The following is a 22,321-nucleotide window of genomic DNA, read 5'->3' as shown; positions in this document are numbered from 1 at the left end:
AAAAGGATGCCCCCGGTCATGGCGACCGTGAGACATCCTGCTTGCTTTATTGCTTTTTCTGTTAGAGGCTGCGCAACGCCGGAGCAACTGGGCAGAAACTAACCGGCACGCCCGGAAAGAGCGCTTGGAGTCGCTCTGTCAGCAGTTTCATGCCCGGTTGCTCGCTCTCCAGATGGCCCAATGCAACAATGGCGCCTCTCCCGCCCATTTCGGCCAGGTCCCGCACATACTCGGGCGTCTCCCACTCCGGTCCTTCGCCGTACAGGACGAGGTCCGCGCCATAGCGGTCAAACAATGGAATGGCCAGCTTTCCACCCCCTCGATAGCCGACAAGCAAACCGATCCTCAAGCAGTCGACCTTCAGGTTCCCGGCCACGCGAACCCGGTCCAGACCAAGCAGCTGCTTGACATGCTTGACGACCTGCTCTCCGGTCATCGGCTCCGAAAGCTCGATCAGCGAAGCGGCCGGCAGGTGCCGCGCAACACAGCGTTGCCACCCGAGCTCGCGAATCAGCCCCTCCGTAATGAGGTCCAGGTGGCAGCGGTGCAGCGTGTCGTGGCAGCGATAGATCGCCAAGCCGCTTCGCGCTATTCGGCGCCTCTTCTCCTCGTAGAACGCGGCGCAAGCAAGCCAAGCTGCCGGATCGTTCTCGTGGGAATAGAAAGCCCCTTCATGAACAATGAGCAGGCTCGCGCCCGAGTCTGCTGCCTCCTGCATCGCGCCAATCGTTGCTGTGAACGCAACGGCGATACCTCGAACCGCCGTCGCAGGCTCTCCGGCCAACAACCGGTCCGCTTCTCCGATCGACGCGCCGCCCCATTCCGCCAGCGCGTCGACGACCTCCCGGACGGTCAACTCCGTCATCCTCAGCCCCCCCTTTATTTGATCCGCCTTCTTGCCTCGCTCCTTGCTCAAGTCCGTGCACATCCCTTCCACAATTCCTGACCGAATCCTCCCTAAGGTTAATAGATCGTGCGACCATGTCGGTCCGGGATGCCGGATGTGCGGTAGAATAAGCGTTCACCACGTCTCGCCACTCGCAGGCATGCTCCTCCTGATGGACGAGCCGTTCCCAATCGTGTTTCTCATGATTTCGGATGCCAAATTCGGAAGGACCCGCTTAATGCGAGCATCGCGAACAGATATAGGCAATTGTCATAATATCGTCTGTCTCCCTTACGCACGGGGGTATTCCAGAACAGTTCGACGCAGGCTCTGGCAAACTCGCCTTCAGGATTGGCGAGCGAAGCCATCGCATTGGTCGCGATCAGGCCGACGGGGTGCAGCGATTTCTCTTCGAACGGATCTCCCGAAATCGTATATCTGCGGTAATCCTCGGGGTGTTTGTCAGAGAAAAACTGTTGAATCCTCCGAGCTTCCTCGCGCATCCACTCCGTCGCCCCGAACCATTCCGCATCGAGGCCGACGTTGGCGGCGACCCGATACGAGTCGCTGAAGAAATGACCGTAGCCGCGCTCATCGTTCGGCATACCGTCATAATAAGCATACTCTGGAGCCAATCCCGTCTTCGGATGACAGGCAAGCTTTAAGTATTTCCGGCTCGCCGCGGCCGCCTCCGTCCAGAAAACTCGATCCTCCTCGTTCGCCCACAGCGCGAACAATTCATAGAAATGAGGAAGATGATAGGAAGGGTCGGTATACTCGCAGTTCGGCACGAACTTGATCAGCTTATTGTGCCGATTCCACATCGGATGGCCAATTCCGTCCTCGCCTTTGTGAACGCATGCGCTAAGCAGTTCGCGCGCCTTGGCCCCGTAATCCAGCGGAGGCGCGCCGTCTCCCCATCTGTGCGAGGCGAAAAAAAGCGCCAGCGCAAAATATTCCTCGCCGTCGGGAGCCGGGCCGTGCGAACGCTTCGTTCCGTCGGGCTCGCACGACCAGGCGAAATAGCCCGCATTTTCTCCCTCGTCCATGTACATATGCTTGTACGTCCATTTCCACAGCCGGTCGAACACGTCGCGCCGGTCAAGCTGCACAGCCATCATCATTCCGTAAGACATGCCTTCCGTTCTGACGTCGAGGTTCCCGGTATCCAGCATATAGCCCATATCTTCGCCAGTAGGATAATAGATCCGGGTCTCCTCGCGGTCGCCGAATAACTGCTCCCAACCTAACGCCAGCCTGTCCGCAATCTCCTTCCCGTCATATCCGTACTCCGCCAGCAAATTGCGGTATTTTCCCGAATGATAAGCGCCTGAGCTCGCTATGTTATCCATCAATCTTTTACGCCTCCCAATGTCCTTATCGAAGTATCATTGCGGAACGGTATGCCGTAATAACTCGATGACTTGCATGATCGTCGTCATTGCAGAACCGAAGTCGGCGACCGCATTTTGTTCCGCCCCCGCGCGTTGTTCATGGCGATGCCTGTTTTTCTATCACGAAAGCGCCCTGTTGCCGCCTAGGCCTTCGCCAATATCGCGTTTTTGTATTCCGTCGGGGTTCTCCCCTCGACTTTCTCGAATTGGCAGACGAAATAATCCGAGTTGCCGAAGCCGACGCTGGCCGCTATCTCGTACACTTTGTGGTCCGTCTGCCTGAGCTGTCTTTTCGCTTCGGCTATGCGGATCTGCAGCAAATACTCATTGAAATAGACGCCGTACGTTTTTTTGAACAGCTGGCCAAGGTAGACCGGGTTCAAGTAAAAGCGCTTGGAAATGCTCTTCAAGTTGATATTTTCGCCGAAATGACTATCGATGTATTGCTTGACTTTACCGATGTCCCCTTTCGTCATCGCGCTGCGGAGCCCGGATATATATACCGCGCTCTCTCGTAAAAATTCGAGGAACAGACCTTTAATGCCATTAAGCGTTCTTGGCTCCCGTCGGGTGCGCAGCAGCCGGGGCAGCGAAATCACGGCGCTCTCGTCTCCCTGCATATTTTGGATAATGCCGCTTACTCCGTGTATGCATCTGGAGATCGAGGCTTGAACCGATTCCGGCGAATAGCGCTGCTCCCGAAAAGCGTCGAACATCCGATCGGTCGTCTTCGCCATCCCTGCCTCGTCCCTTTCTTCCAAGCGCTCAAGCAGTTCGGTCAACAGGCCGGCTTCCAATTCCTTGTAAGCGACGCATTGCCCCGCCAGCTCTTCGTGGACAAGCACGCTTCTATCGAAAGCGTATTTGTAACTTGTCAGCGCCGACGCCGATGCGTAAGACTCCCTGGCCCGCTCCAGCGTCGGAACGATTGCGCCGGCATACACGCGCAGAACGCCGTCGATGTGAGGACCGGCTGCGAGAATCAGCCTTTCTCCGAACCGTCGGATTTCCCCTGCGTCAAGCTCGTCGAATAGCAGAAAGTGGAGCTCCGTCAAGCTTTTTGCGAGCAAGCATTGAGCATTTCCGTTCGAATAGGCCGCTCCCTCCTCCATTAACGCCTGCTTGACTCGTTCGAGTCCCTCCGTTACCTGCGCCTCTTTCGAGTCGAACGCCGCATCGTTGATCTCCACAGTAACGCAGCGCAGCGAGGTGTTCAGCGGAAGGCTTAAAATACGCGACGCCTCCGACAGATAACCTTCGTCCGGTCGTCCCGTCAGCAGACGATCGAACACAGACGCTTGAATGAACCGGTACTCGGCTTCCGCCCGTCCTGGCTCCGAAGCTCCCGCAATCTTCAACAGCGCGGCCGCCAGCTCGTTCTCGTCGATCGGCTTGAGCAGATAATCCGATACGTCGTACCGAACGGCTTGCTGGGCATATTTGAAATCCCCGTATCCGCTAATAATAATAAACTTCGTTTTGTCGTTGCCGCTTTCCCGCACTTTGCGAATCAGCTCCAGACCGTCCAATGCGGGCATGCGTATATCGGTGACGACGACATCCGGGCGAACCGTTTCGATCAGTGCATATGCGTCTTCCCCGTCTTCCGCTTCGCCCACGACCTCAAAGCCTAGCTTCGCCCAAGGGATAAGCCCGAGCAGCCCTTTGCGAGCAAACACTTCATCGTCGACCAGAATCGCTCTTTTCAATTCGCATCCCTCCGCTTCATATGTGGGAACGCTTACAAATAACCGAGGAAAATGAGTCCGTCCGTTCTCTCGATGTGTAAGTCACTCTCATTTCAGCTAAGAGAGCCTCGTTTGCCTACCGTAAAAACGATAGCGGAAGCTAGCGGCTGGAGGAGCGAGGCGCTTTCTTGGCCTTGACGTGTCTGAAATTGACCTCGCTCCTTCCGCTCCTCCCCTCGCCAGCCTCTATTCTTCCAGCCAAAGGACGCTGGTTACGCCTCTCGGATAATACTTGCTGCCGATGATATTCCCGGCGAGAATCTGATCGCTCCAGCTCCAATAAGACAGCTCGGGATGCGTCAGCCAGCTTACGTGCGCTTTGTCGGCTGCGATGCCGCCGTCGCCGAAATCGACGCCCATAATGCGGCGGGCGATAAACTGGCATAAATAAATTTTGCTGAGCCAAGAGTTATCGCTGGTCGACGACAGTTTCCAGCCCCCGTCCGGGAACAGGCAGGCGCCGCTCGAGAACACGTGATCCAGATGCGTCCGCAGCGCCTGCAAGTAGGGCGCGTAACGCCCATTCCGGTCCAGCGCCTCCTCGTTCCCCGTCATGTAAGGGAAAATCAACCCTTCAATCGCCGGAATGATCTTAGAGTCGTTGCCTTCGCCGATGACCGCCGGAATATAGCCCTGTTCGTTGAGCTGCGCGGCGATCGTGGATGCACACCTCTCCGCCTGACTTCCGGCCATCACGGCCAGATCCGGCTTCCCGAAGCGAGCGAACAGCTTCTCCATCGCGACATAGGCCGCCCAGCACTTTCCGGCCATGTACAGATTGTTTCGAGACTGCCCGAGCGACACGTCGAGGCTGTCGTACGTCGTAATCTCGGCCCCGCCCATCGTGCGGGAGCTGTCCAGCCCCATCAGTCCGTTGCGCTTGTCCGAATCGGGATGATCCCGGTTGAGCATGCTTTGGAAGCAGGCCTCTAGCAGACCTGATTTTCCCTGCAGCCATTCCCGGTCTCCGGAACGCTCGTCGTACACTGCGGCGCATAGAATCCAGTTGACGAGCTGCTCATGCGTCATATGCGAGAAGCAACCGTCGATGCCGTACATTTCGTAGGAAGAATACGACGGGCGCGAAAAGACGTTGCCGACGCCCATGTCGTGCGTAAAGCTGATCCCTCCGGGATGAAGCTTGCTTTCTCCGGGGAAACGGGTTTGGTCTTCGTAACTGTAGCGATCGACGAACTGATCGAGCACGTTGCGAACCGTCCACGGGTTCAGCTTCATCTCGAAAAACAGCTGATCCACAGTCAGATCGAACGTATTCATCATCCGGTATTCGCCCTCGTTGACGACCCAGAGCGGCTTGCCGTCCTTATCCGCGAGCAGCTGCGTGTTGCCATAGTAGCTGTGGACGGAATGGCGCAGCATAAATTTCTGACTATCGTTCAGTCTGGAGGCCTCAACCTCCTCATCCGCGGCCGCGCAAGCTTCCGTCAAACGATCGAAATGCGTCAGCGCATAATCGGCGACCTCTTCGATGTTGCGAAACAGCCTCGTATAATAATAGCTCGTCTCCATCCCCGATGTCGCAACGCCACCGCGGTAGAAACAGATCGCGAAGCGGACCGTGCGGATTTCCCCTGCAGGCACGTCCGTAACAATCGCTCCCGTCATCCCGAGTCCGAAAGTCCAGTTTTCCTCCAGCTCGGCGCCAAGAATCCGTTCCATGCCGAAGCCCATCGCCGAGCGCGCCGAGGAGTCGTCGGTTGCAATCGCGGTAATCAGTCCCTGCCCGACTCCCTTCATTTTCCCGTTCGTCGTATCGTCCAGCCGCCGCATGTTCGCGTAAGGGTCGCTGCCCCGGTATCCGAAGAAAGCTCTGCGGTTCTTCGAGCTCTTGCGATTGTCGACGGTCAGCTCGGCGAACACCGCCGGAAGCAGCGCGTCTTTCAGCTCCTCCGGAGAGGCGCGCTCCGGATCGGGAACGGCATGCGCGGGAGAATAGATGCGAAACACGAGGTCCTCCGCTTCCCATGTGTCGGTGCCCAGACGAAGCTCGTGACGAATATCATCGCCGGAATAGGGATAAATACGCGGGCCGGCGGCATCGTCGTCCGCTTCCTTCTCCACGTCATACCTTCTGCTCTCGTCGACAGCGCTTTCGAAAAATGGCAATGAGCGATAAAGCCGCTTGCCGTTCTCCGATTCCACTCCGATGTACACATTATGGTCCGCCGGCTTGCCCAGCTCCAGGCCCAGTCCTCCCGCCGCTCCTTTAAAACCCAAAGTAAAGCTGGCGAAGGCTCCTATAGGCGAATGGTGCGCGTTGTAAAAAAGGTTCATATAATAAGCTCTCTCCTTTGCGGTCGTTATGGCCTATTCCCAAAGTAACACCGCGCCGCGAGACGATCCATGCTCTTTTCTCTCCTTTTATTTACCCAAATCAAGCCGATATTTTGTTAAAATAGAGTTGCTCTATCCTGGCCAAGGGGGAAAGCGTCATGGAAGACAATTTACGTACGGGAACTAAAAACAGCGTGTCGGAGAGATTCGTTCCCGATCTGCGATCGGCCCACCATATTTCCTTTATGCACGCGCGAGAAGTGAATGCGGACTGGGTTTACCCCTCTCATGAGCATAAACAGTACGAGATCAATTACGTCCTCCGAGGCTGCCAGAAGATGATCGTTAACGGTGCGTCCTGCCGGCTAGAGGAGGGCGATTTTGTCCTTATTCGCCCTGGTGACATTCATTCCAGCCGCTCCGGCTCGATCGGCGGGTTTATCTATTTCTGCTTGCATTTCGAGATCGACGATCCGCCGCTCCTCCATCTGCTGGACGCCTTCAGACATTCCGCCATAGCGGGGGATTCCCCCGAAGGTATCGCCATACGGCCCGCGTTAGACCGGCTGGCCGCCTACGCCGTATCGGACAAATCGTTCGATCTGGCGGTTAGAACCGGCATCCAGGCGGCATTCTACGAGCTGCTGTCCCAGCTTTGTTCGCTGCTGTCCTCCGGCGCGGATACGAAGGATGACAGAAGGCCGCCTCACCCGGAGACGGCCCACCGCATCGAATCTCTTATCCATGCCGCAGCCAAGCAGCCGATCTATCACGGTCACTCGGACGGGGAGCGTCCGCTCGTAGGCGCGATCGCCCGCAAGCTCGGCATCAGCGAATCCCACTGCAACCGACTGTTTAAGAAGGTGTACGGCGTCTCTCCGCGCCAATACCTGTCGACGATGATCCGCGACGAAGCGCAGCGTCTGCTGCGCGATACTTCGCTGTCCGTCGATCATATTTCCAGCCTTCTCGGCTACCGCGACATTGCCCATTTCAGTCGCCAATTCAAGCGTTGGACGGGCGCGTCGCCGCGGGATTACCGGTCGGGCTTGCCCCCCATCCAGCCTAGCTCGTAAGCATATCTTGCGAGCTGGACGCGATTTTCCAGATGAAGCTTGTGCAAAATATTTTTCAAATGATTTTTGACCGTATACTCCGAGATCGTCAGCTCCGATGAAATGTCGCGGTTGGACATTCCTCTGGCGACGAGTCCGAGAATTTCCGTCTCACGGGCGGTAAGCGGATTCGCAGGAGATTTCGGCCGCTCCGCCGCGGAAAACTCCTTCAAAATTCGAAACGCGAGCTCGCGGGTCATCGGCACCTCGTCCACGGCGATCGCACGCAAATATTCCAACCAGGCTCTGGGGTTCAAGTTTTTGAGCAGATAGCCTTGCGCCCCCTTCTTCAAAGCATCGAACAGATGGGCGATATCGTCGGACACGGTGACAATGACAATTTTCACGTACGGATACTTTTCCTTCAGCCGCCTTGTCGCTTCGAGGCCGTCCATGTCCGGCATATGGATGTCCATCAAAATCATGTCGGGCATCCATTGCTCCGTCAACGCGAGCGCCTCTTCTCCGCTTGTCCCTTCGGCCACGATCTGGAACTGCGCATCGCCCCCGAGAATCGTTCGAATCCCTTCCCTCGCCTGTCTGCTGTCGTCGACGACCAATACGCGGAACCCTGCTGCGTTCATCGCTGATCCTCCTCGTAATTCTCCTTGAAGCTATTCTACGAAAATTGCCTTCGTTTCAGATGACTCTTGCGAGCTATACGCGCGGCGAAAATGTGAACTTATTATGTCGGTTGCGGCCAAGCGACGTCCGATGTGACTCTTTAGAGCTATAGCGGGCGGAAAAGACGGTTGTTAAGATGGAGGTGAAAACGAATCGAGGGGGACTTCGCATGAGTAAATGGTTTATGTCAGGGCTAATTGCGGTTGCCTGCTTGTTCGGCGTCTACTTGCTCGCGACGGCGCTGCCGGACAAAGAAGAAGTGGCCGACAACGGTCCCGCTTTCGTCGTGCCTGAACTCGCCGTAGACGCCGAGACGTCGGAGCAGATTTACCAGGCCTTGTGCATCTCCTGCCATGGCGATCAGCTTCAGGGAGGCGCCGGACCGGAGCTGGCGCACATCGGCTCGGCGATGACGAAGGAGCAGCTCTACAAGACGATCAAGGAAGGCAGACGGGGCATGCCGGCCTTCGAGAAGCGCCTGACGGAGGACGAGCTGCTTACGATTACAACTTGGCTCGCCTCGCACGAGTGACGGGCCGGGGAGGTGCCGCCCATGCGCATACGGCTTAGCTCCGCCTCCTGGCTGTTCAACGCTTGGGCCGTATCGGTCGTCGCGACGGCCGGAAGTTTGTACTTAAGCGAGTATTTGCATTTTACTCCGTGCAGCCTGTGCTGGTATCAGCGCATATTGATGTACCCTTTGACGATACTGCTCGGCATTGCCTCCCGGCGCGGCCAGAAGCAGATCGTGCCCTACGTTCTGCCGCTTGCGGCAATCGGAGCCGCCTTCTCCGTCTACCACATCGCGGTGCAGGAGCTTCCGCACGGGCCGGACGGGCCGTTCTGCGGGCCCGTGTCGTGTGCGACCGACGTGCTGAACGCCTTCGGCTTCCTCACCGTGCCGATGCTGGCGCTGGCCGCGTTCGCGATGATTATCGCGTGTCTGCTGCTCGCCCGCCGGGCGGAAAACTAAGGCAAGGGAGTAGAAATATGAATCCGAAACTAAGAAGCTATCTGTTTCCGTGCCTGTTGGCCGTACTCTTTCTGGGGATCGCCGTCTATATACTAGTCGGATCTCTCGGTTCCGCCTCTTCGATTCCCGTCGTGCAGGCTGCGCCGAATTTCGAGCTGACGAATGTGGACGGGCAGCAGATCAAGGCGAGCGACAACGCTGGAAAAGTCGTGCTGATGGAATTTATGTTCACCAGCTGCCCCGACATCTGTCCGGTCACCACCTATAAAATGGTGCAGTTGCAGGAGAAGCTGAAGCAGCAGGGCCTATTCGGCGACAAGGTGCGGTTTGTCGCCGTCACATTCGATCCCGAGCGGGACACGCCGGAAGCTTTGCAAAAATACGCTGAGCGCATGGGGATGGATATGAGCGGCTGGCACGTGCTGCGCGGAGAGGAAGCGGCGACGAAGGAGCTTGCCGCACAGTACGGCATCAACGTCGTCAACATGGGCGACGGACAATTCGTGCATAATGTCACTTCGCTTCAATTGATCGACCCCAACCAACAAATCCGAAGGGTGTACGAGATGGGCGACGGTATGAATAACGAGGAAGTGCTGCAGGATATCGCCCTCCTTTTGGACGAATAAAGAAAAGACTCCGATCCGCCATTCCTGGTCTTCGGAGTCTTTTCACTTGCATCGGCCTATCGTCGATCAAATTAAGCAAGCTGGTCGCCAAGCATGCGGATACGCTCGGCAAGCAGCCGTTCGTCGGCCGGAACTTGCTCCGTTGAGAGCGCCTGCAGCTCTTCGTGATCGCCGACGCAGACGGAGCGGAGAGCGTGCCTGAACATGGGCGCGTCGTTCGCGTCGTTGCCGAACGCTACGAACTGCCGAGACTTGACGTTAAGCGCCTGCAGGCCCGTCCACTTGTCCGCTCCTCCCGGACTGACGTCGACGATGTCCTCCGAGCCGTGCCTGTATAGAACGACCGGCAGCCTGCGCAGCTCCTCCGTCAGACCCGCTAAGTCCGAACTGCTTAGGAAAACTGCCTTAACCATCTCCGTTAGTTGTTCCAACGGAAGACTGCTGGCCAGCCCGTCGGGGTCGAGATGGCGCCGGATTGGATGATCCACTCTGCTCGAGTAGGAGTAGTCCCATGTTCCGTCGACCAAGTAATCCGCGTCGTACCGTCGAATGAGCCGTACGATCGCCTCCGCCGTCGGCGCATCGAAGCGAACTGCGGCAACGATACGTCCTTCCGCCGCCGCGAACGCCCCGTTGCCGCCCACCATCGGATAATGGCGCATATGGCGCGGCAGCACAGGCAACAAGTCCCGGATCGGTCTTGCCGAGGCAAATACGATGTTATGGCCTTGTTCCGCCAATCCGTCCAAAGCTTGAACGATCGGCTCGCTTAACGGCCTCCCCCGAAAACAAATCGTCCCGTCCAAATCGAAAACGAACTTCAACGTTTTCCTCCCCTTTCGCTTTTCCCATCATAGCAGTTTCCTGTATGATAAAAAGGACCGATGTCCGAAAGTCGAAAAAAGGAGTCCGCATGAACATCATTTCGCAGCCTGACCGCATACGTCGCCTCATAGCCGCTCATCGCCTCGATCGGATGTTTTCCGCGCCCGGCGAGCTTGACTTTCAGCTTCGCATTTACGAGAGCGGGGAATCCGTGCTCAGGGAAGGCGACGAGCCGGACGGATTATATTTTCAAGTAGCAGGCCGAACGAAGGTATCCTCCAGCGTAGAAACGGGCAAAGCTTTGCTGCTGCGTTTCTGCCATCCTCTGTCCATCTTCGGAGATATCGAATTTCTGCAGCAGGTAGTCGTACAATCCGAAGTAGAAGTCGTGCGGACCGCTGAATTCCTATTCGTTGACAACCGCACTGCCGAAGCCGCGTTGATGAAAGATCCCGTTTTTATGAAAGAGCTCTTGCGGCATCTGGCCTATAAGCTGCAGACCTGCACGACCGCATCGCGTATCAATCTGCTGGCCTCCGTTGAGGAGAGATTGGCCGGCTACTTGCTGACGACGCGCAGCGGCAACGATTTCGGCAAGGAGCTGAATACGCACAGCGCGCACGAGATCGCCTCGCTAATCGGCACGACGCCCCGCCATTTGAACCGTGTCGTAACGAAACTCGCCGGCTTAGACATCCTGCGCAAAGCCAGAAACCGGATCGTCGTTACGGATTGGGACCGGCTCGACACCTTCTCCAACGGGCTTCGTTACGAATAATAAGCGATGTGGTACGGGTTCAAAACCTCATGGAGCCTCGCCAGTATGGCAGCCGCCTGTTCCCGCACGAGCGTTTGCTGCGGATGGAACTTGCCGTCGCTTCCGGTCATGACGCTACGCTCGAACACAGCCTGGATCGCTTGCCGGCTTGCGACGGACAGGTCGCCGATGTCGGAGAACGCCATCCGCTCGTCGCTTCCGTACGTGACGAGGCGTCCGGCATTGGCGGCCATAATCGCCGCTTCCACGCGCGTAATCGCGCGATCCGGTTCGAAGCTCCCGGAACGGTCGGTAACGCCCAGCTTTGCCGCCTTGGCAAGCGCTCCACTGTACCATGCGCTTGCCGGTACGTCCGAGAACGTCTTTCCCGTCTTCGGCAACGCTCCCTCCTCCAGCAGACGGAGCAACAGAACGACATACTGGGCGCGGGTCAGCGCTTGCTTCGGAGCCAGCGTCCTGCCCTTTGCGTCCACGCCTTCTATATACCCTTCTCGCAGCATAAACGACAGCTCGTCGCGTGCCCAGGAAGACACCTGTTTTTCATCCTTAAAAGTCGACAACTCCGGCGCTGAGACGCGCAGCGGAAAATCGTCTTTGGCCACCGTAGGCACGGCGTTTTTACGGTACCCAGTCACCTCGATTTGGTATACTCCCGGCGTCAGGCCGCCAAACGACACTTTCCCTTCGGCGTCGCTTACCGCCGTTTTGTCGCCAATCCGGACGGTTACGCCTTTCGCAACCATGTATCCGAGCTGTCGGTTCGCCTTTTTGACATACAGATGGAACGGTTTGTCCGCGGAAATCGGAGAACCGCTGCCTGTTTGCCCTTCATAGCTCCATTCGACAACAATCGTATCGAGCAGAAAAGTGTTGTCCGAGCCGTAATAGACGAGTAGCTCCGCTCCTTTCGCAAGGGACAATCCGTCAGGTGAATTCTCCGGGAACATCCAGCTGCCGAACGGATCGCTGCGCACGGCCAGCTTCCATGCGTCTTTGGCTCCGTAGCGTCCGCCGGCAATGCCGGCAATCGATTCGATTGACTTCTTGCCTTGCGAGTCGGTAATCATTTTATAGGCAATGCCTTCCTTATCGAGAAACGCCAGTGCGGACGCAATCGCATCCCCACTCTGTCCCCTTCCCTGCGCAATCGAGCCTTCCGGTCCTTCAATTGACACCTTCACGCTATTCGCGACGACCGGCTGCCTCCTGACGGCTTTCAACGGCGCCTCGCCGTTCGCGAACCGCTTGTAGGCAGCCAGCGCCATATAAGCCTCAGTCGTCTCTGTTAAGCTGATCCCGCCATCTCCGTCTTGGGCAAAACGTCCGCTATCCGTCTGCCGGGACAGCAAATAGCTTAGCGGATGGCTTCCATCCGTTTGGCTCCAGGATGCGGCATCGATTCCCAGCGCGGTCAACGCGAGGACGGCCAGCGCCGTATCGGACGTGCCTCCGAAACCGCCATCAGCCGACTGCTGCGCCTTCAACCAATCCAACCCGCGCCGGGTTTCCTCCGAGTCCGGCGTCGCCTCCGCCAGCGCCGTCAACGCGAGCGAAGTCGCCGCCACGCTGCCCTTCGTCTCCGCCTTATCCTCGGACATCGACCAGCTTCCGTCCTTGGCCTGCCGTTCGACGAGCTTGTAATAAATCCGGTCCGGATACCACTCGGTACGCGCCAGCGTTCCCGACAACGACCGATTGGCAACCAGATAAGCAATCGCCAGTTCCGGCACGCCTTCCGCCTCCATGCCCGGATGGTTCATCAGCACCGGATACAGGTCGATTCCGGCGATATCGGTAACGTTGCCTCCGGCCGCGGCATAGCCGGCCATCGAACGCGTCAGTTGGCTGACTTTGTCGTACTTGCCGCGGTTATCGAGCCATTCGTCGGCTTTGTGCCGCAAATAGCTGTCGGGAACCTCTTTATGGTTCAGCGCCAACCCGACCGCGGCCCAATCCGACTGCGGCAGCTGCGCGTACAACAGCGGCTCCGCTTTGGTCAGCGCCTGCTCCAGCTCCGGCCCGACCGCCTTTGAGCCTAAAGTTTGCCCATCCTTTTCCGCCGTATCTCCCGCTGCCCGCGCAAAGCCTGACGGCTGTGCAGCTAGCGACAAGCTTACGATGAGCGCTAACATCCATTTCACTTGACTATGTACTACCATTCGTTTCATTTTCCCCTCTCCTTCCCCCTATGTTGGACGAAGGAAACGAGGCGATAGTTTCGCCGGCTCACGACTTTTTCCGAATTTTTCCTCACCTGAGATTTGCCGGCGATTTCCCGAAATCGGACGCTTTCCTGTAAACTATAAGCATCGACGTCTATGATCGGGAGGAATTATGAACAAAATCGATTACCTATCACAGTTCGATTTGCTGCGCTCGCTTAACCGAGAGGATCTGATCGAGATGGACGAGCTGACCTCGATCACCCCTTTTCCGAAAAAACAGCTTATTCAAAGTCCGGATACGTTTACGGAGAAGCTCTATTTTATAAAAAAGGGAAAGGTGCGCCTTTATCGGCTGAATGCCGAAGGCAGGCAGTTCACTTTGGATATCCTGAGCGAGGGCAATATATTCGGAGAAATGAACGGAATTTCGCTGGGGACGCGGGACGTGTTCATCGAAACGGTCGAAGCCTGCGATATCTGCATGATGGATAAGGAACGGTTCGAGCGCTATTTGCTGCAGCGCCCCCGTTTTATGCTAAATATGATCGAGGCGATAAGTCAACGATTGGCGCATATGAGCACATTGGCTCAGAAGCTCGCGATAGGCAGGCTGCACGATAAAATCATCCATATTCTGCTTAAGCTATCCGAACGGTTTGGCAACGGCAACGAGGATGGGTCCGACTTTTGCGCGATCGGCATCTCGCTCTCCCATCAAGATCTCGCCAATCTAGTCGGCGCATCCCGCGAAGCGGTTACGCTTGGGCTGCAGGAGCTTGCCGAGGCCGGCGCGATTCGGACGGGCTTCCGGACGATCCATGTCAATCGGGAAAAGCTCTCCGCTCTATTAGATGCGTAGGCGGCCGGATAAAGCTGTAAACTGCATTACAGCTTTTCCGAAGGAAACCGCATATCGTGGAAATACCGGTACAATATCGTTAGGGAGAGGAGCTTGCGAGAAAAATGGAACAACAGCTAGAGGCCGCATCTCTTGCGAACAGAAAAGGAGCGCGCAAGGTCAACGACATCCCTGCTGAAGTGATGAAGCTTTTACAGAGCGGTGAGCTCGAAACGGTAAACTTGACGGAATGGCTCGCAATCGATCATCGTCTCCTGCTTGAGCATGTGGCGTGCGAGCTGGAGCTTGATCCGTATATAGAGGAACTGCTGGCGAAGCTGCCTATAAGCGGAGAAAAGAAAATCATGACTGTGATCCCGAAAATTGCGCAAGCCTGGCTCATCCTGCTGGATCGCCTGCCGGACGAACGAGGCAGAGCAATATTCGGCAAGCTGTCGTCGCATCGCTCGGACAGCGTTCGCTGTTGGGCGGCCTATATTGTCGGACTGCAGCAGCATTCCCTGGAGCGACGTTTGGCGCTAATTCGACCGTTTGCCGCGGATCGTCATTTCGGCGTTCGCGAGCTCGCATGGATGGCCGTACGCGAGTCGGCTGCCAGGGAATTGAACAAAGCGATCCTCCTCTTGCAAGCGTGGACGCAAGACGAAGACGCCAACCTTCGCCGCTTCTCCGTCGAGGTCATCCGTCCGCGCGGGGTATGGGCCAAGCATATTCCCGAACTGAAGAACGACCCTTCGCTCGCGCTTCCGCTGCTTGAGCCGCTCAAATCCGATCCCTCCAAATACGTTCAGGACTCCGTCGCCAATTGGTTGAACGACGCCGGCAAAACGCAGCCCGAATGGGTGGTCGAGCTTTGCCGCGCATGGTTCGCAGCGTCGGATACGAAAATGACAAAAAGAATCGTGACTCGCGCTCAGCGCAGTATGAACCCATCTACTTCCTCAAATTAGTATGGGCACGCTCAACTTCCATTGACACGAGGGGCTATCCTATTAGCACGTTGCTTGAAATGATCGATAGACAAAAAAAGAGTATATATCTTCCGTAGACTGCCTCATACGCTCCTGAAATCCCATTGTAACGGGTTCACCCATTCAGATTTCAGGAGCGTATAGCATCGGAGGGAGATATATACCCTTTTCACCTTGTTCATCGATTATTTTTTAGCAACTTGAAGGGCTAATGGATCAGCCTGTTACATCCACTGGAAGTGGAAGCTGCCCTCGCGGTCCACGCGCTGGAACGTATGCGCCCCGAAATAGTCGCGCTGCGCTTGCAGCAGGTTAGCCGGCAGACGCTCCGTGCGGTAGCTGTCGTAATACGCCAGCGCGGAGGCGAACGCCGGAACCGGGATGCCTCTTTCGACGGCAACGGCAACCACTTTGCGCCATGCGGCTTGATAGTTTTTGACGACGCCGCCGAAGTAATCGTCCAGCAGCAGATTGGTCAGCTCCGGATTGCGGTCGTAGGCGTCCTTGATGTTTTGCAGGAATCTGGCGCGGATGATGCAGCCTCCGCGGAAGATCATCGCGATGCCGCCGTAATTCAGGTTCCAATCGTACGCCTCGGAAGCGGCCTTCATCTGCGCGAAGCCTTGTGCATACGACGCGATTTTGCTTGCGTACAGCGCCTGGCGAACCGCCTCGATAAATTCGCGGCGATCTCCGTCGTATGCGGAGACGGCCGGCCCGTCCAGCTTCTTGCTGGCGGCGACGCGCTCCTCCTTCATCGCGGAGATAAAACGCGCGAATACCGATTCCGTAATGATCGACAGCGGCACGCCGAGATCAAGCGAGCTTTGGCTCGTCCACTTGCCCGTGCCCTTCTGGCCGGCTGAATCGAGAATGACATCGACCATCGGCTTGCCCGTCTCCGGATCGTTCTTGGAGAAAATGTCCGCCGTAATTTCGATCAAGTAGCTGTCCAGCTCTCCGTTGTTCCACTCTGTGAAAATTTCATGCAGCTCGTTTGTGCTGACGCCAAGTACATCCTTAAGCAGGTGATACGCTTCGCCAATCAGCTGCATGTCGCCGTATTCGATGCCGTTGTGCACCATTTTCACGTAGTGCCCCGCACCCTCCTCGCCGATGTACGTACAGCAAGGGTCTCCGCCGACCTTCGCCGAAATGGCGGTCAGGATCGGCTCGACCAGCTCGTACGCGCTCTTCTGCCCGCCCGGCATAATCGCCGGACCGTTAAGCGCGCCCTCTTCGCCGCCGGACACGCCTGCGCCGATGAAGCGGAAGCCTTGCTCCTGCAGTTCCTTGTTTCTTCTCTGCGTGTCCGGAAAATAAGCGTTGCCGCCATCGATCAGGATATCCCCGGGACTCAGGTGCGGCACGAGCTGGTTGATCGTGTCGTCCGTCGCTTGTCCGGCCTTGACCATAATCAAAATTTTGCGCGGCGCCTCCAGCGAAGCGACGAACTCCTCGACGCTGTATGTGCCGACGAAGTTTTTGCCCTTCGCCTCTTCAAGCAGTTCCTTCGTCTTCTCCGGAGAACGGTTGAACAACGCCACGGAAAAGCCTTTACTTTCGATGTTAAGCGCCAGGTTTTTGCCCATAACGGCCAAGCCGACGACGCCGATTTGCTGTTTGCTCACTGCAGGTTCCTCCCCATTCCTATATGTTTCTTTTCTTTATTGGACGGCTTTTTTCCAGTCGGCGGCAAACTTCTCCAGCCCTTGATCGGTCAGCGGGTGCTTCGAGATTTGCTCGATAACGCTGAACGGAATCGTCGCGATATGCGCGCCGGCCATCGCTACGCGAGTAACGTGATCCGGGTGGCGCACGGATGCGGCGATAATTTGGGTATCGAGGTTATGCGTGCGGAACAGCTCGGCAACTTTTGCTACCAGCAGCACGCCGTCTTCGGAAATATCGTCCAGACGTCCAAGGAACGGAGATACGTACGTTGCGCCGGCGCGTGCCGCAAGCAGCGCTTGGTTAACCGTGAAGATGAGCGTGACGTTCGTTTTGACGCCTTTTTGGCTCAAGTAGCGGCAAGCTTCCAGGCCCGCCAGAGTCATCGGCAGCTTGATCGTAACGTTTTTGTCGTTGTTGTTGATTTTGATCAGTTCGTTCGCTTGAGCGATCATTTCCTCGGCGGTAACCGCGTCCGGCGTCACTTCGGCGGACACCGACTCCACTTCCGGCACTTCGCGCAAAATTTCCGCGATCCGGTCCTCGAACTTAACGCCTTCTTTGGCAACGAGAGACGGATTCGTCGTTACTCCGGACAGCACGCCGATTTTGTACGCTTTTTTGATATCCTGCAAATTAGCCGTGTCGATGAAAAATTTCATGTTTCATAACCCCCATTTAATTTGGTTACTTCAACAAATCCTTCGCTAAACGAGCAACATGACCTACGGAGAAGCCGAAGTAGTCCATTACTTCGCCGCCCGGTCCGGAAGCGCCGAACGTGTCGATCGACAGCACTTTGCCGTCAGGGCCGACATAGCGATCCCAACCGAGCGAAATACCGGCTTCGATCGCGATCCGCTTGGCGACCGCACGGGGCAGCACGCTTTCCTTATAGTCTTCGGATTGTCGCTCGAACAGCTCTCTGCTTGGCATCGCGACGACGCGCACAGATACGTTGTCCTTCTCCAGCTCGGCTTTCGCATTGACCGCCAGCGACACCTCGGAGCCGGTCGCGACCAGAATAAGCTCCGGCGAGCCGTTCGTCTCCGTCAGCACGTACGCGCCTTTGGCGACCTGCTCTTTGTTTGCCTTCGTCTGCTCGTAGATCGGCAGGTTTTGTCGGCTCAGCACGAGAGCGACCGGTCCTTCCTTCTGCTCCAGCGCGTACGCCCATGCGCTTGCCGTCTCGTTCGCATCGCTTGGACGAATGACCGTAAGTCCAGGAATCGTACGCAGCGCGGCCAAATGCTCAACCGGCTCGTGCGTCGGTCCGTCTTCCCCGACCGCGATGGAGTCGTGAGTGAATACGTACACGACTGGCAGCTTCTGCAGCGCAGCGAGACGGATCGATGGACGCAAGTAGTCGCAGAAGACGAAGAAGGTGCTGACGAAAGGCTTTACGCCGCCATGCAGCGCCATACCGTTGCCGGCAGCCCCCATCGCATGCTCGCGAACACCGAAGTAGACGTTGCGGCCGGCGTAGGAATCGACGGCGAACTTGCCTTCGCCTTTAATGTCGGTCATCGTCGAGCCCGACAAATCCGCGCTGCCCCCGAAGATGGCGGGAACGGACTTCACGAAGTGGTTGATCGCTTCGCCGCTCGCGACGCGGGTCGATACCGATTTCGAGGAATCGAATGTCAAAATGTCGGCGGCATCGATCGCGACGGAACCGTCAATCGCCTGCGTCAGCTCCTGTCCGAGCGCAGGGTGCTGCGCCTTGTAGGCGGCCAGCAGCTTGTTCCATTCGTCTTCCTTCGCCGCTCCGTTTTGCTTGAGCTGCTCGAAATGCGTTCTGACGTCAGCGGGAACGAAAAACTCTTCCTCGGAAGGCCAACCGTAAACCTTCTTCGTCGCTATAGCCTCTTCCTTGCCAAGCGGGCTGCCGTGAACTTTGTGCGTTCCGGCCGCTTTGCTGCCGTAGCCGATAATCGTGCGAACCTCGATCAGCGTCGGTTGCGCGTCGTTTTCCTTAGCGGACGCAATAGCCTCGCTAATTTTAACAATATCGTTACCGTCCTCTACGCGCAAGTACTGCCAGTTCGTGGATTCCGCTCTTTTGCGAATATCTTCTCCAAACGACAGGTTCAGGTCACCGTCCAAGGAGATATCGTTGGAGTCGTACAGTACGATCAGCTTGCCCAGCTTCATGTGGCCGGCCATCGACATCGCTTCGTAAGAAATGCCCTCCATCAGACAGCCGTCGCCGACAAGCGCATACGTATAGTGATCGACGACCGGAAAGCCTTCCTGATTGAATTTTGCGGCAAGATGCGCTTCGGCCATCGCCATGCCGACCGCCATCGCCACCCCTTGGCCGAGCGGCCCCGTCGTCGCGTCGACGCCGTCCGTATGGCCGAATTCCGGGTGACCCGGCGTCTTGCTGTTCAGCTTGCGGAACTGCTTCAGATCGTCGAGCGACACGCGGTAGCCGGACAGATGAAGCAGACTGTACAGCAGAGCCGAACCGTGGCCTGCGGATAACACGAAACGATCGCGGTTGAACCATTTGGCATTGCCGGGGTTATGATTCAAATGCCCGGACCAGAGGGCGTAAGTCATCGGCGCGGCGCCCATCGGCAGCCCCGGGTGACCGGAGTTGGCGGCGTTGATGGCGTCGATGGACAGCGTGCGGATCGTGTCGATTGCGAGTTGTTCAATAGTTTGCGTTGTAGGCATATTGTTCTCCTTTGTTTGCATTAGTTTCAAGCTCTTCGTCAAACCACCAACGATAGCCGTCCTGCGCAAGCAGCGCATCGGACTCTGTAGGGCCGTAAGAGCCGGCGGCGTAAGTCTGCAGGGGCAAGAGATTTTCGGCGAAGGCGTCGAGAATCGGCTGCACCCACTGCCAGCTCAGCTCGACTTCGTCCCAGTGGGCGAAAAATGTGCCATCGCCGCGCAGCGCGTCGTGAATCAGGTTCTCGTACGCTTCCGGAACGTCGTCCTGGCTGCCGTGCAGCTCGACGTGCAGCGGCTTGAATTCGTCGCCTTCCTTCGAATTGAGCTGCAGCGTGATGCCTTCCTTCGGTCCGATCTCAAAGACGAGCAAATTGGGCGCGCCAAGTCCTTGCGAAGGCTGCTGCAGCGGCTCCTTGAACTCGACGACGATTCGCGTGCTCTTCTCCTTCATTCGTTTGCCTGTGCGAATGTAGAAAGGAACTCCGCGCCAATAGTGATCGTCGATTTCCAGCCTTGCGGCGATAAACGTATCGTTGCTGGAATCTGCGGCGATACCCGGCTCGGACAAATAGCCAACGACCTGCTTGCCGCTAACCTCTCCTGCCGCGTACTGGCCGCGAACGACGCTGGCCGCGACGTCCTGCTTCTGCAGCGGCGCAACGGCTTGCATAATCCGCTGCTTCTTGAAGCGCACCTGCTCGGAGCTGCTCTCGTGCGGCAGATGAATCGCGGCCATCATGAGCAGCTGCAGCATGTGGTTCTGGAACATATCCCGCACCGCGCCTACGTGATCGTAATAGCCGGCCCGCTCCTCGACCCCGACCGTCTCGCTGGCCGTAATCTGTACGTTGGCGATGTAGCGGTTCGTCCAGAGCGCCTGGATGACCGGATTGGCTTGCTGAAGCGCCCCCATCTTCTGTACCATCGGCTTGCCGAGATAATGGTCGATACGGAAAATTTCCTCTTCCGCGAACGTCTGGCTCAGCTTCCTGTTCAGCTCGCGGGCCGACGGCAGATCGTGGCCGAACGGCTTCTCGATAACGAGCCGCTTCCAGCCTTCCTCGGAGCCGAGTCCGCTCGCAAGAATATTAGCCGCAATCGGCTCGAAAAACTCCGGTCCGACGGACAAGTAAAACAGCCGGTTCGGTCGAGCATCCAGCTCGCGCTCCCGCTGCTCAATCCGCCCCAGCAATCTCTCGTAATCCTCCTCGCGTCCAATGTCCAGCACCTGATAACGGAACGCGCGGGCGAATCGTTCAAGCGAGCCGTCGTTTTTCGCTTCGCGCCGGGAAAATTCCCGAACGGATCGCTCGACGTTAGCTTGAAACGACTCGTCGGTCCATTCTCTTCTTCCAAGGCCGAACAGCGAGAACGAATCGGGCAGCTTGCCGTCGACGAATAAATTATACAAAGCAGGGTATATTTTTCTCTTGGCTAAATCCCCTGTCGCTCCGAACAGTACGAATGTCGTAGGCTCCATCTTCCTCCTGCTCCTTCCAAATACGCTTTGTCGCGCATGTCTGGTATCTCTTTCGTAGTTTCACTATAATACGAATAGGAGCCATACAAGTAATTAATATATTTTACAGGAGCTATAGACCGTGTCTATGACCAACAATTACGAGCTGTACAAGGTGTTCTATTGGGCCGCTAAAACAGGCAGTCTGACCCAGGCGGCCAAAGCGCTGTATCTCACCCAGCCGAGCGTAAGCCACGCCATCAAGCAGTTGGAGGACAGCTTCGGCATCACGTTGTTTTATCGGACCGCCAAAGGAGTCGAACTGACGCAGGAGGGCGCGATTCTCTATTCCTACATCGAACAATCGCACATCTTTATTTCGCTTGCCGAAGAAAAAATGGCCGCCCTCAAAAATCTGGAGAGCGGCGAGCTCAGAATCGGGGGAAGCGATTCGCTGTTTAAGCACTATTTGCTGCCATATATAGAGGAATTTCATGAACGGTTTCCGAACATTCGGCTGCATCTGAATCACGGCACGACGCCGGAGGTCATCTCGTTTCTGAAGGAAGGCAGAATTGATCTTGGCGTCGTACGCATGCCGATCGTCGATCCGCAGCTTGAGGTGCGGGAAAGCTTCCATCTTCAGGATTGCTTTGTCGCGGGCGCTCGCTATGAGGAGCTGCGGGGCAAGAAGCTGTCGGTGGACATGCTGCTCGAGCAGCCGATTATCCTGTTCTCTCGGAACAGTCGCGCAAGAATGACGATAACCGAGATTTTTCAAAGCTATGGCTACACGATCAAACCGGAGATTGAAGTCGGCAGCGTCGACTTATTGATCGAATTCGCGAGGAGAGGGCTCGGCATTTCATTCGTGACGCGGGAGTTCGTCTCCAAGGAGCTGGAGGAGGGATCGCTCTTCGAGATCGAGCTGGACATTCCGATCCCTCCGTCCCAGGTCGGGATTATGACAAAGCGGAATATGCCGTTGTCAAGCGCGGCTATGAAGTTTATGGATATGATCGGATAACGGAGCGAGGAGATTGAAACGCGGGAGTTGTATACGCGGCTCATGCCGAATAGGGGTTGCCCGGTAAACAGGGTTGCTTAGATGATCGATAAATAAAGTAAGGTGTATATACCTCCCGGAGACCTAAGTCTGAAATCCACAGCTAACGCACGTATGAACAGAAATAGGCAACCCAAACAAACCGTCCAAATGACGGAAAAAGGGAAAATATGGTCCTACA

At 56.6% G+C, this 22,321-nt stretch carries 19 protein-coding genes; 8 read left to right on the top strand and 11 right to left on the bottom strand.

From position 1 onward, the window contains the following. Positions 1-61 precede the first annotated feature (61 nt). The 4 genes from DFP98_RS37085 to DFP98_RS37070 form a co-directional block, all read right to left on the bottom strand. Positions 62-865, bottom strand: a complete 804-nt coding sequence (locus tag DFP98_RS37085; protein ID WP_116065696.1) for a Nif3-like dinuclear metal center hexameric protein — start codon at positions 863-865, stop codon at positions 62-64. 221 nt (positions 866-1,086) lie between these two features. Further along, on the bottom strand, positions 1,087-2,238 hold the full coding sequence (locus DFP98_RS37080; protein WP_116065683.1) for a family 8 glycosyl hydrolase: 1,152 nt from the start codon (positions 2,236-2,238) through the stop codon (positions 1,087-1,089). A 185-nt stretch (positions 2,239-2,423) separates the two neighbouring features. Then, positions 2,424-3,989: a response regulator transcription factor gene (locus DFP98_RS37075; RefSeq protein WP_116065682.1), complete on the bottom strand. Its 1,566-nt coding sequence runs from the start codon at positions 3,987-3,989 to the stop codon at positions 2,424-2,426. A gap of 225 nt (positions 3,990-4,214) precedes the next feature. Then, on the bottom strand, positions 4,215-6,323 hold the full coding sequence (locus DFP98_RS37070) for a glycoside hydrolase family 52 protein (RefSeq protein WP_116065681.1): 2,109 nt from the start codon (positions 6,321-6,323) through the stop codon (positions 4,215-4,217). Positions 6,324-6,481: 158 nt separating this feature from the next. Here DFP98_RS37070 and DFP98_RS37065 point away from each other — a divergent pair, with 158 nt between their 5' ends. Next, positions 6,482-7,399 (top strand): AraC family transcriptional regulator, encoded by a 918-nt coding sequence (locus DFP98_RS37065; RefSeq protein WP_116065680.1) that lies wholly within the window; start codon positions 6,482-6,484, stop codon positions 7,397-7,399. Here the strand turns inward: DFP98_RS37065 and DFP98_RS37060 are convergent. Then, complete coding sequence (locus DFP98_RS37060) at positions 7,360-8,022, bottom strand: response regulator (RefSeq protein WP_116065679.1); 663 nt, start codon at positions 8,020-8,022, stop codon at positions 7,360-7,362. The genes DFP98_RS37065 and DFP98_RS37060 overlap by 40 nt on opposite strands. 209 nt (positions 8,023-8,231) lie before the next feature. Here DFP98_RS37060 and DFP98_RS37055 point away from each other — a divergent pair, with 209 nt between their 5' ends. Genes DFP98_RS37055 through DFP98_RS37045 form a run of 3 tightly spaced genes read left to right on the top strand, consistent with a single transcriptional unit; the run spans position 8,232 to position 9,664 of the window. After that, on the top strand, positions 8,232-8,594 hold the full coding sequence (locus DFP98_RS37055; protein WP_181918165.1) for a c-type cytochrome: 363 nt from the start codon (positions 8,232-8,234) through the stop codon (positions 8,592-8,594). A 21-nt stretch (positions 8,595-8,615) separates the two neighbouring features. Further along, positions 8,616-9,035 (top strand): disulfide oxidoreductase, encoded by a 420-nt coding sequence (locus tag DFP98_RS37050; protein WP_116065677.1) that lies wholly within the window; start codon positions 8,616-8,618, stop codon positions 9,033-9,035. Between the two features lie 17 nt (positions 9,036-9,052). Continuing rightward, positions 9,053-9,664: an SCO family protein gene (locus tag DFP98_RS37045; RefSeq protein ID WP_116065676.1), complete on the top strand. Its 612-nt coding sequence runs from the start codon at positions 9,053-9,055 to the stop codon at positions 9,662-9,664. 71 nt (positions 9,665-9,735) lie between these two features. Here the strand turns inward: DFP98_RS37045 and DFP98_RS37040 are convergent, their stop codons facing one another. Beyond that, a complete protein-coding gene (locus DFP98_RS37040) occupies positions 9,736-10,488 on the bottom strand; it encodes an HAD-IIB family hydrolase (protein ID WP_116065675.1) in 753 nt (250 codons plus the stop codon). An 89-nt stretch (positions 10,489-10,577) separates the two neighbouring features. Here DFP98_RS37040 and DFP98_RS37035 point away from each other — a divergent pair, with 89 nt between their 5' ends. Beyond that, on the top strand, positions 10,578-11,267 hold the full coding sequence (locus tag DFP98_RS37035) for a Crp/Fnr family transcriptional regulator (RefSeq protein WP_116065674.1): 690 nt from the start codon (positions 10,578-10,580) through the stop codon (positions 11,265-11,267). Here DFP98_RS37035 and DFP98_RS37030 read toward each other — a convergent pair. After that, on the bottom strand, positions 11,258-13,435 hold the full coding sequence (locus DFP98_RS37030; protein ID WP_116065673.1) for an S-layer homology domain-containing protein: 2,178 nt from the start codon (positions 13,433-13,435) through the stop codon (positions 11,258-11,260). The genes DFP98_RS37035 and DFP98_RS37030 overlap by 10 nt on opposite strands. A gap of 166 nt (positions 13,436-13,601) precedes the next feature. On the opposite strand from DFP98_RS37030, the gene DFP98_RS37025 reads away from it, so the two are divergent. Then, a complete protein-coding gene (locus DFP98_RS37025) occupies positions 13,602-14,291 on the top strand; it encodes a Crp/Fnr family transcriptional regulator (RefSeq protein ID WP_116065672.1) in 690 nt (229 codons plus the stop codon). A gap of 104 nt (positions 14,292-14,395) precedes the next feature. Further along, a complete protein-coding gene (locus tag DFP98_RS37020) occupies positions 14,396-15,241 on the top strand; it encodes a DNA alkylation repair protein (protein ID WP_116065671.1) in 846 nt (281 codons plus the stop codon). A gap of 245 nt (positions 15,242-15,486) precedes the next feature. Here the strand turns inward: DFP98_RS37020 and gndA are convergent, their stop codons facing one another. Genes gndA through zwf form a run of 4 tightly spaced genes read right to left on the bottom strand, consistent with a single transcriptional unit; the run spans position 15,487 to position 21,095 of the window. Further along, complete coding sequence (gene gndA / locus DFP98_RS37015) at positions 15,487-16,893, bottom strand: NADP-dependent phosphogluconate dehydrogenase (RefSeq protein WP_116065670.1); 1,407 nt, start codon at positions 16,891-16,893, stop codon at positions 15,487-15,489. A gap of 36 nt (positions 16,894-16,929) precedes the next feature. After that, positions 16,930-17,595, bottom strand: a complete 666-nt coding sequence (gene fsa, locus DFP98_RS37010; RefSeq protein WP_116065669.1) for a fructose-6-phosphate aldolase — start codon at positions 17,593-17,595, stop codon at positions 16,930-16,932. A 25-nt stretch (positions 17,596-17,620) separates the two neighbouring features. After that, the gene (gene tkt, locus DFP98_RS37005) at positions 17,621-19,615 is read right to left on the bottom strand and encodes a transketolase (protein WP_116065668.1); all 1,995 of its coding nucleotides are present in this window, start codon (positions 19,613-19,615) and stop codon (positions 17,621-17,623) included. Next, complete coding sequence (gene zwf / locus DFP98_RS37000; protein WP_116065667.1) at positions 19,593-21,095, bottom strand: glucose-6-phosphate dehydrogenase; 1,503 nt, start codon at positions 21,093-21,095, stop codon at positions 19,593-19,595. The genes tkt and zwf overlap by 23 nt, the downstream gene beginning before the upstream one ends. 127 nt (positions 21,096-21,222) lie before the next feature. Here zwf and DFP98_RS36995 point away from each other — a divergent pair, with 127 nt between their 5' ends. Further along, a complete protein-coding gene (locus tag DFP98_RS36995) occupies positions 21,223-22,101 on the top strand; it encodes a LysR family transcriptional regulator (protein WP_116065666.1) in 879 nt (292 codons plus the stop codon). Positions 22,102-22,321 lie beyond the last annotated feature (220 nt).

Source organism: Cohnella phaseoli (assembly GCF_003386235.1).
Classification (GTDB): domain Bacteria; phylum Bacillota; class Bacilli; order Paenibacillales; family Paenibacillaceae; genus Cohnella; species Cohnella phaseoli.
The sequence above is the reverse complement of the archived record's forward strand: the minus strand, read 5'-3'. Positions and strand labels throughout refer to the sequence as shown.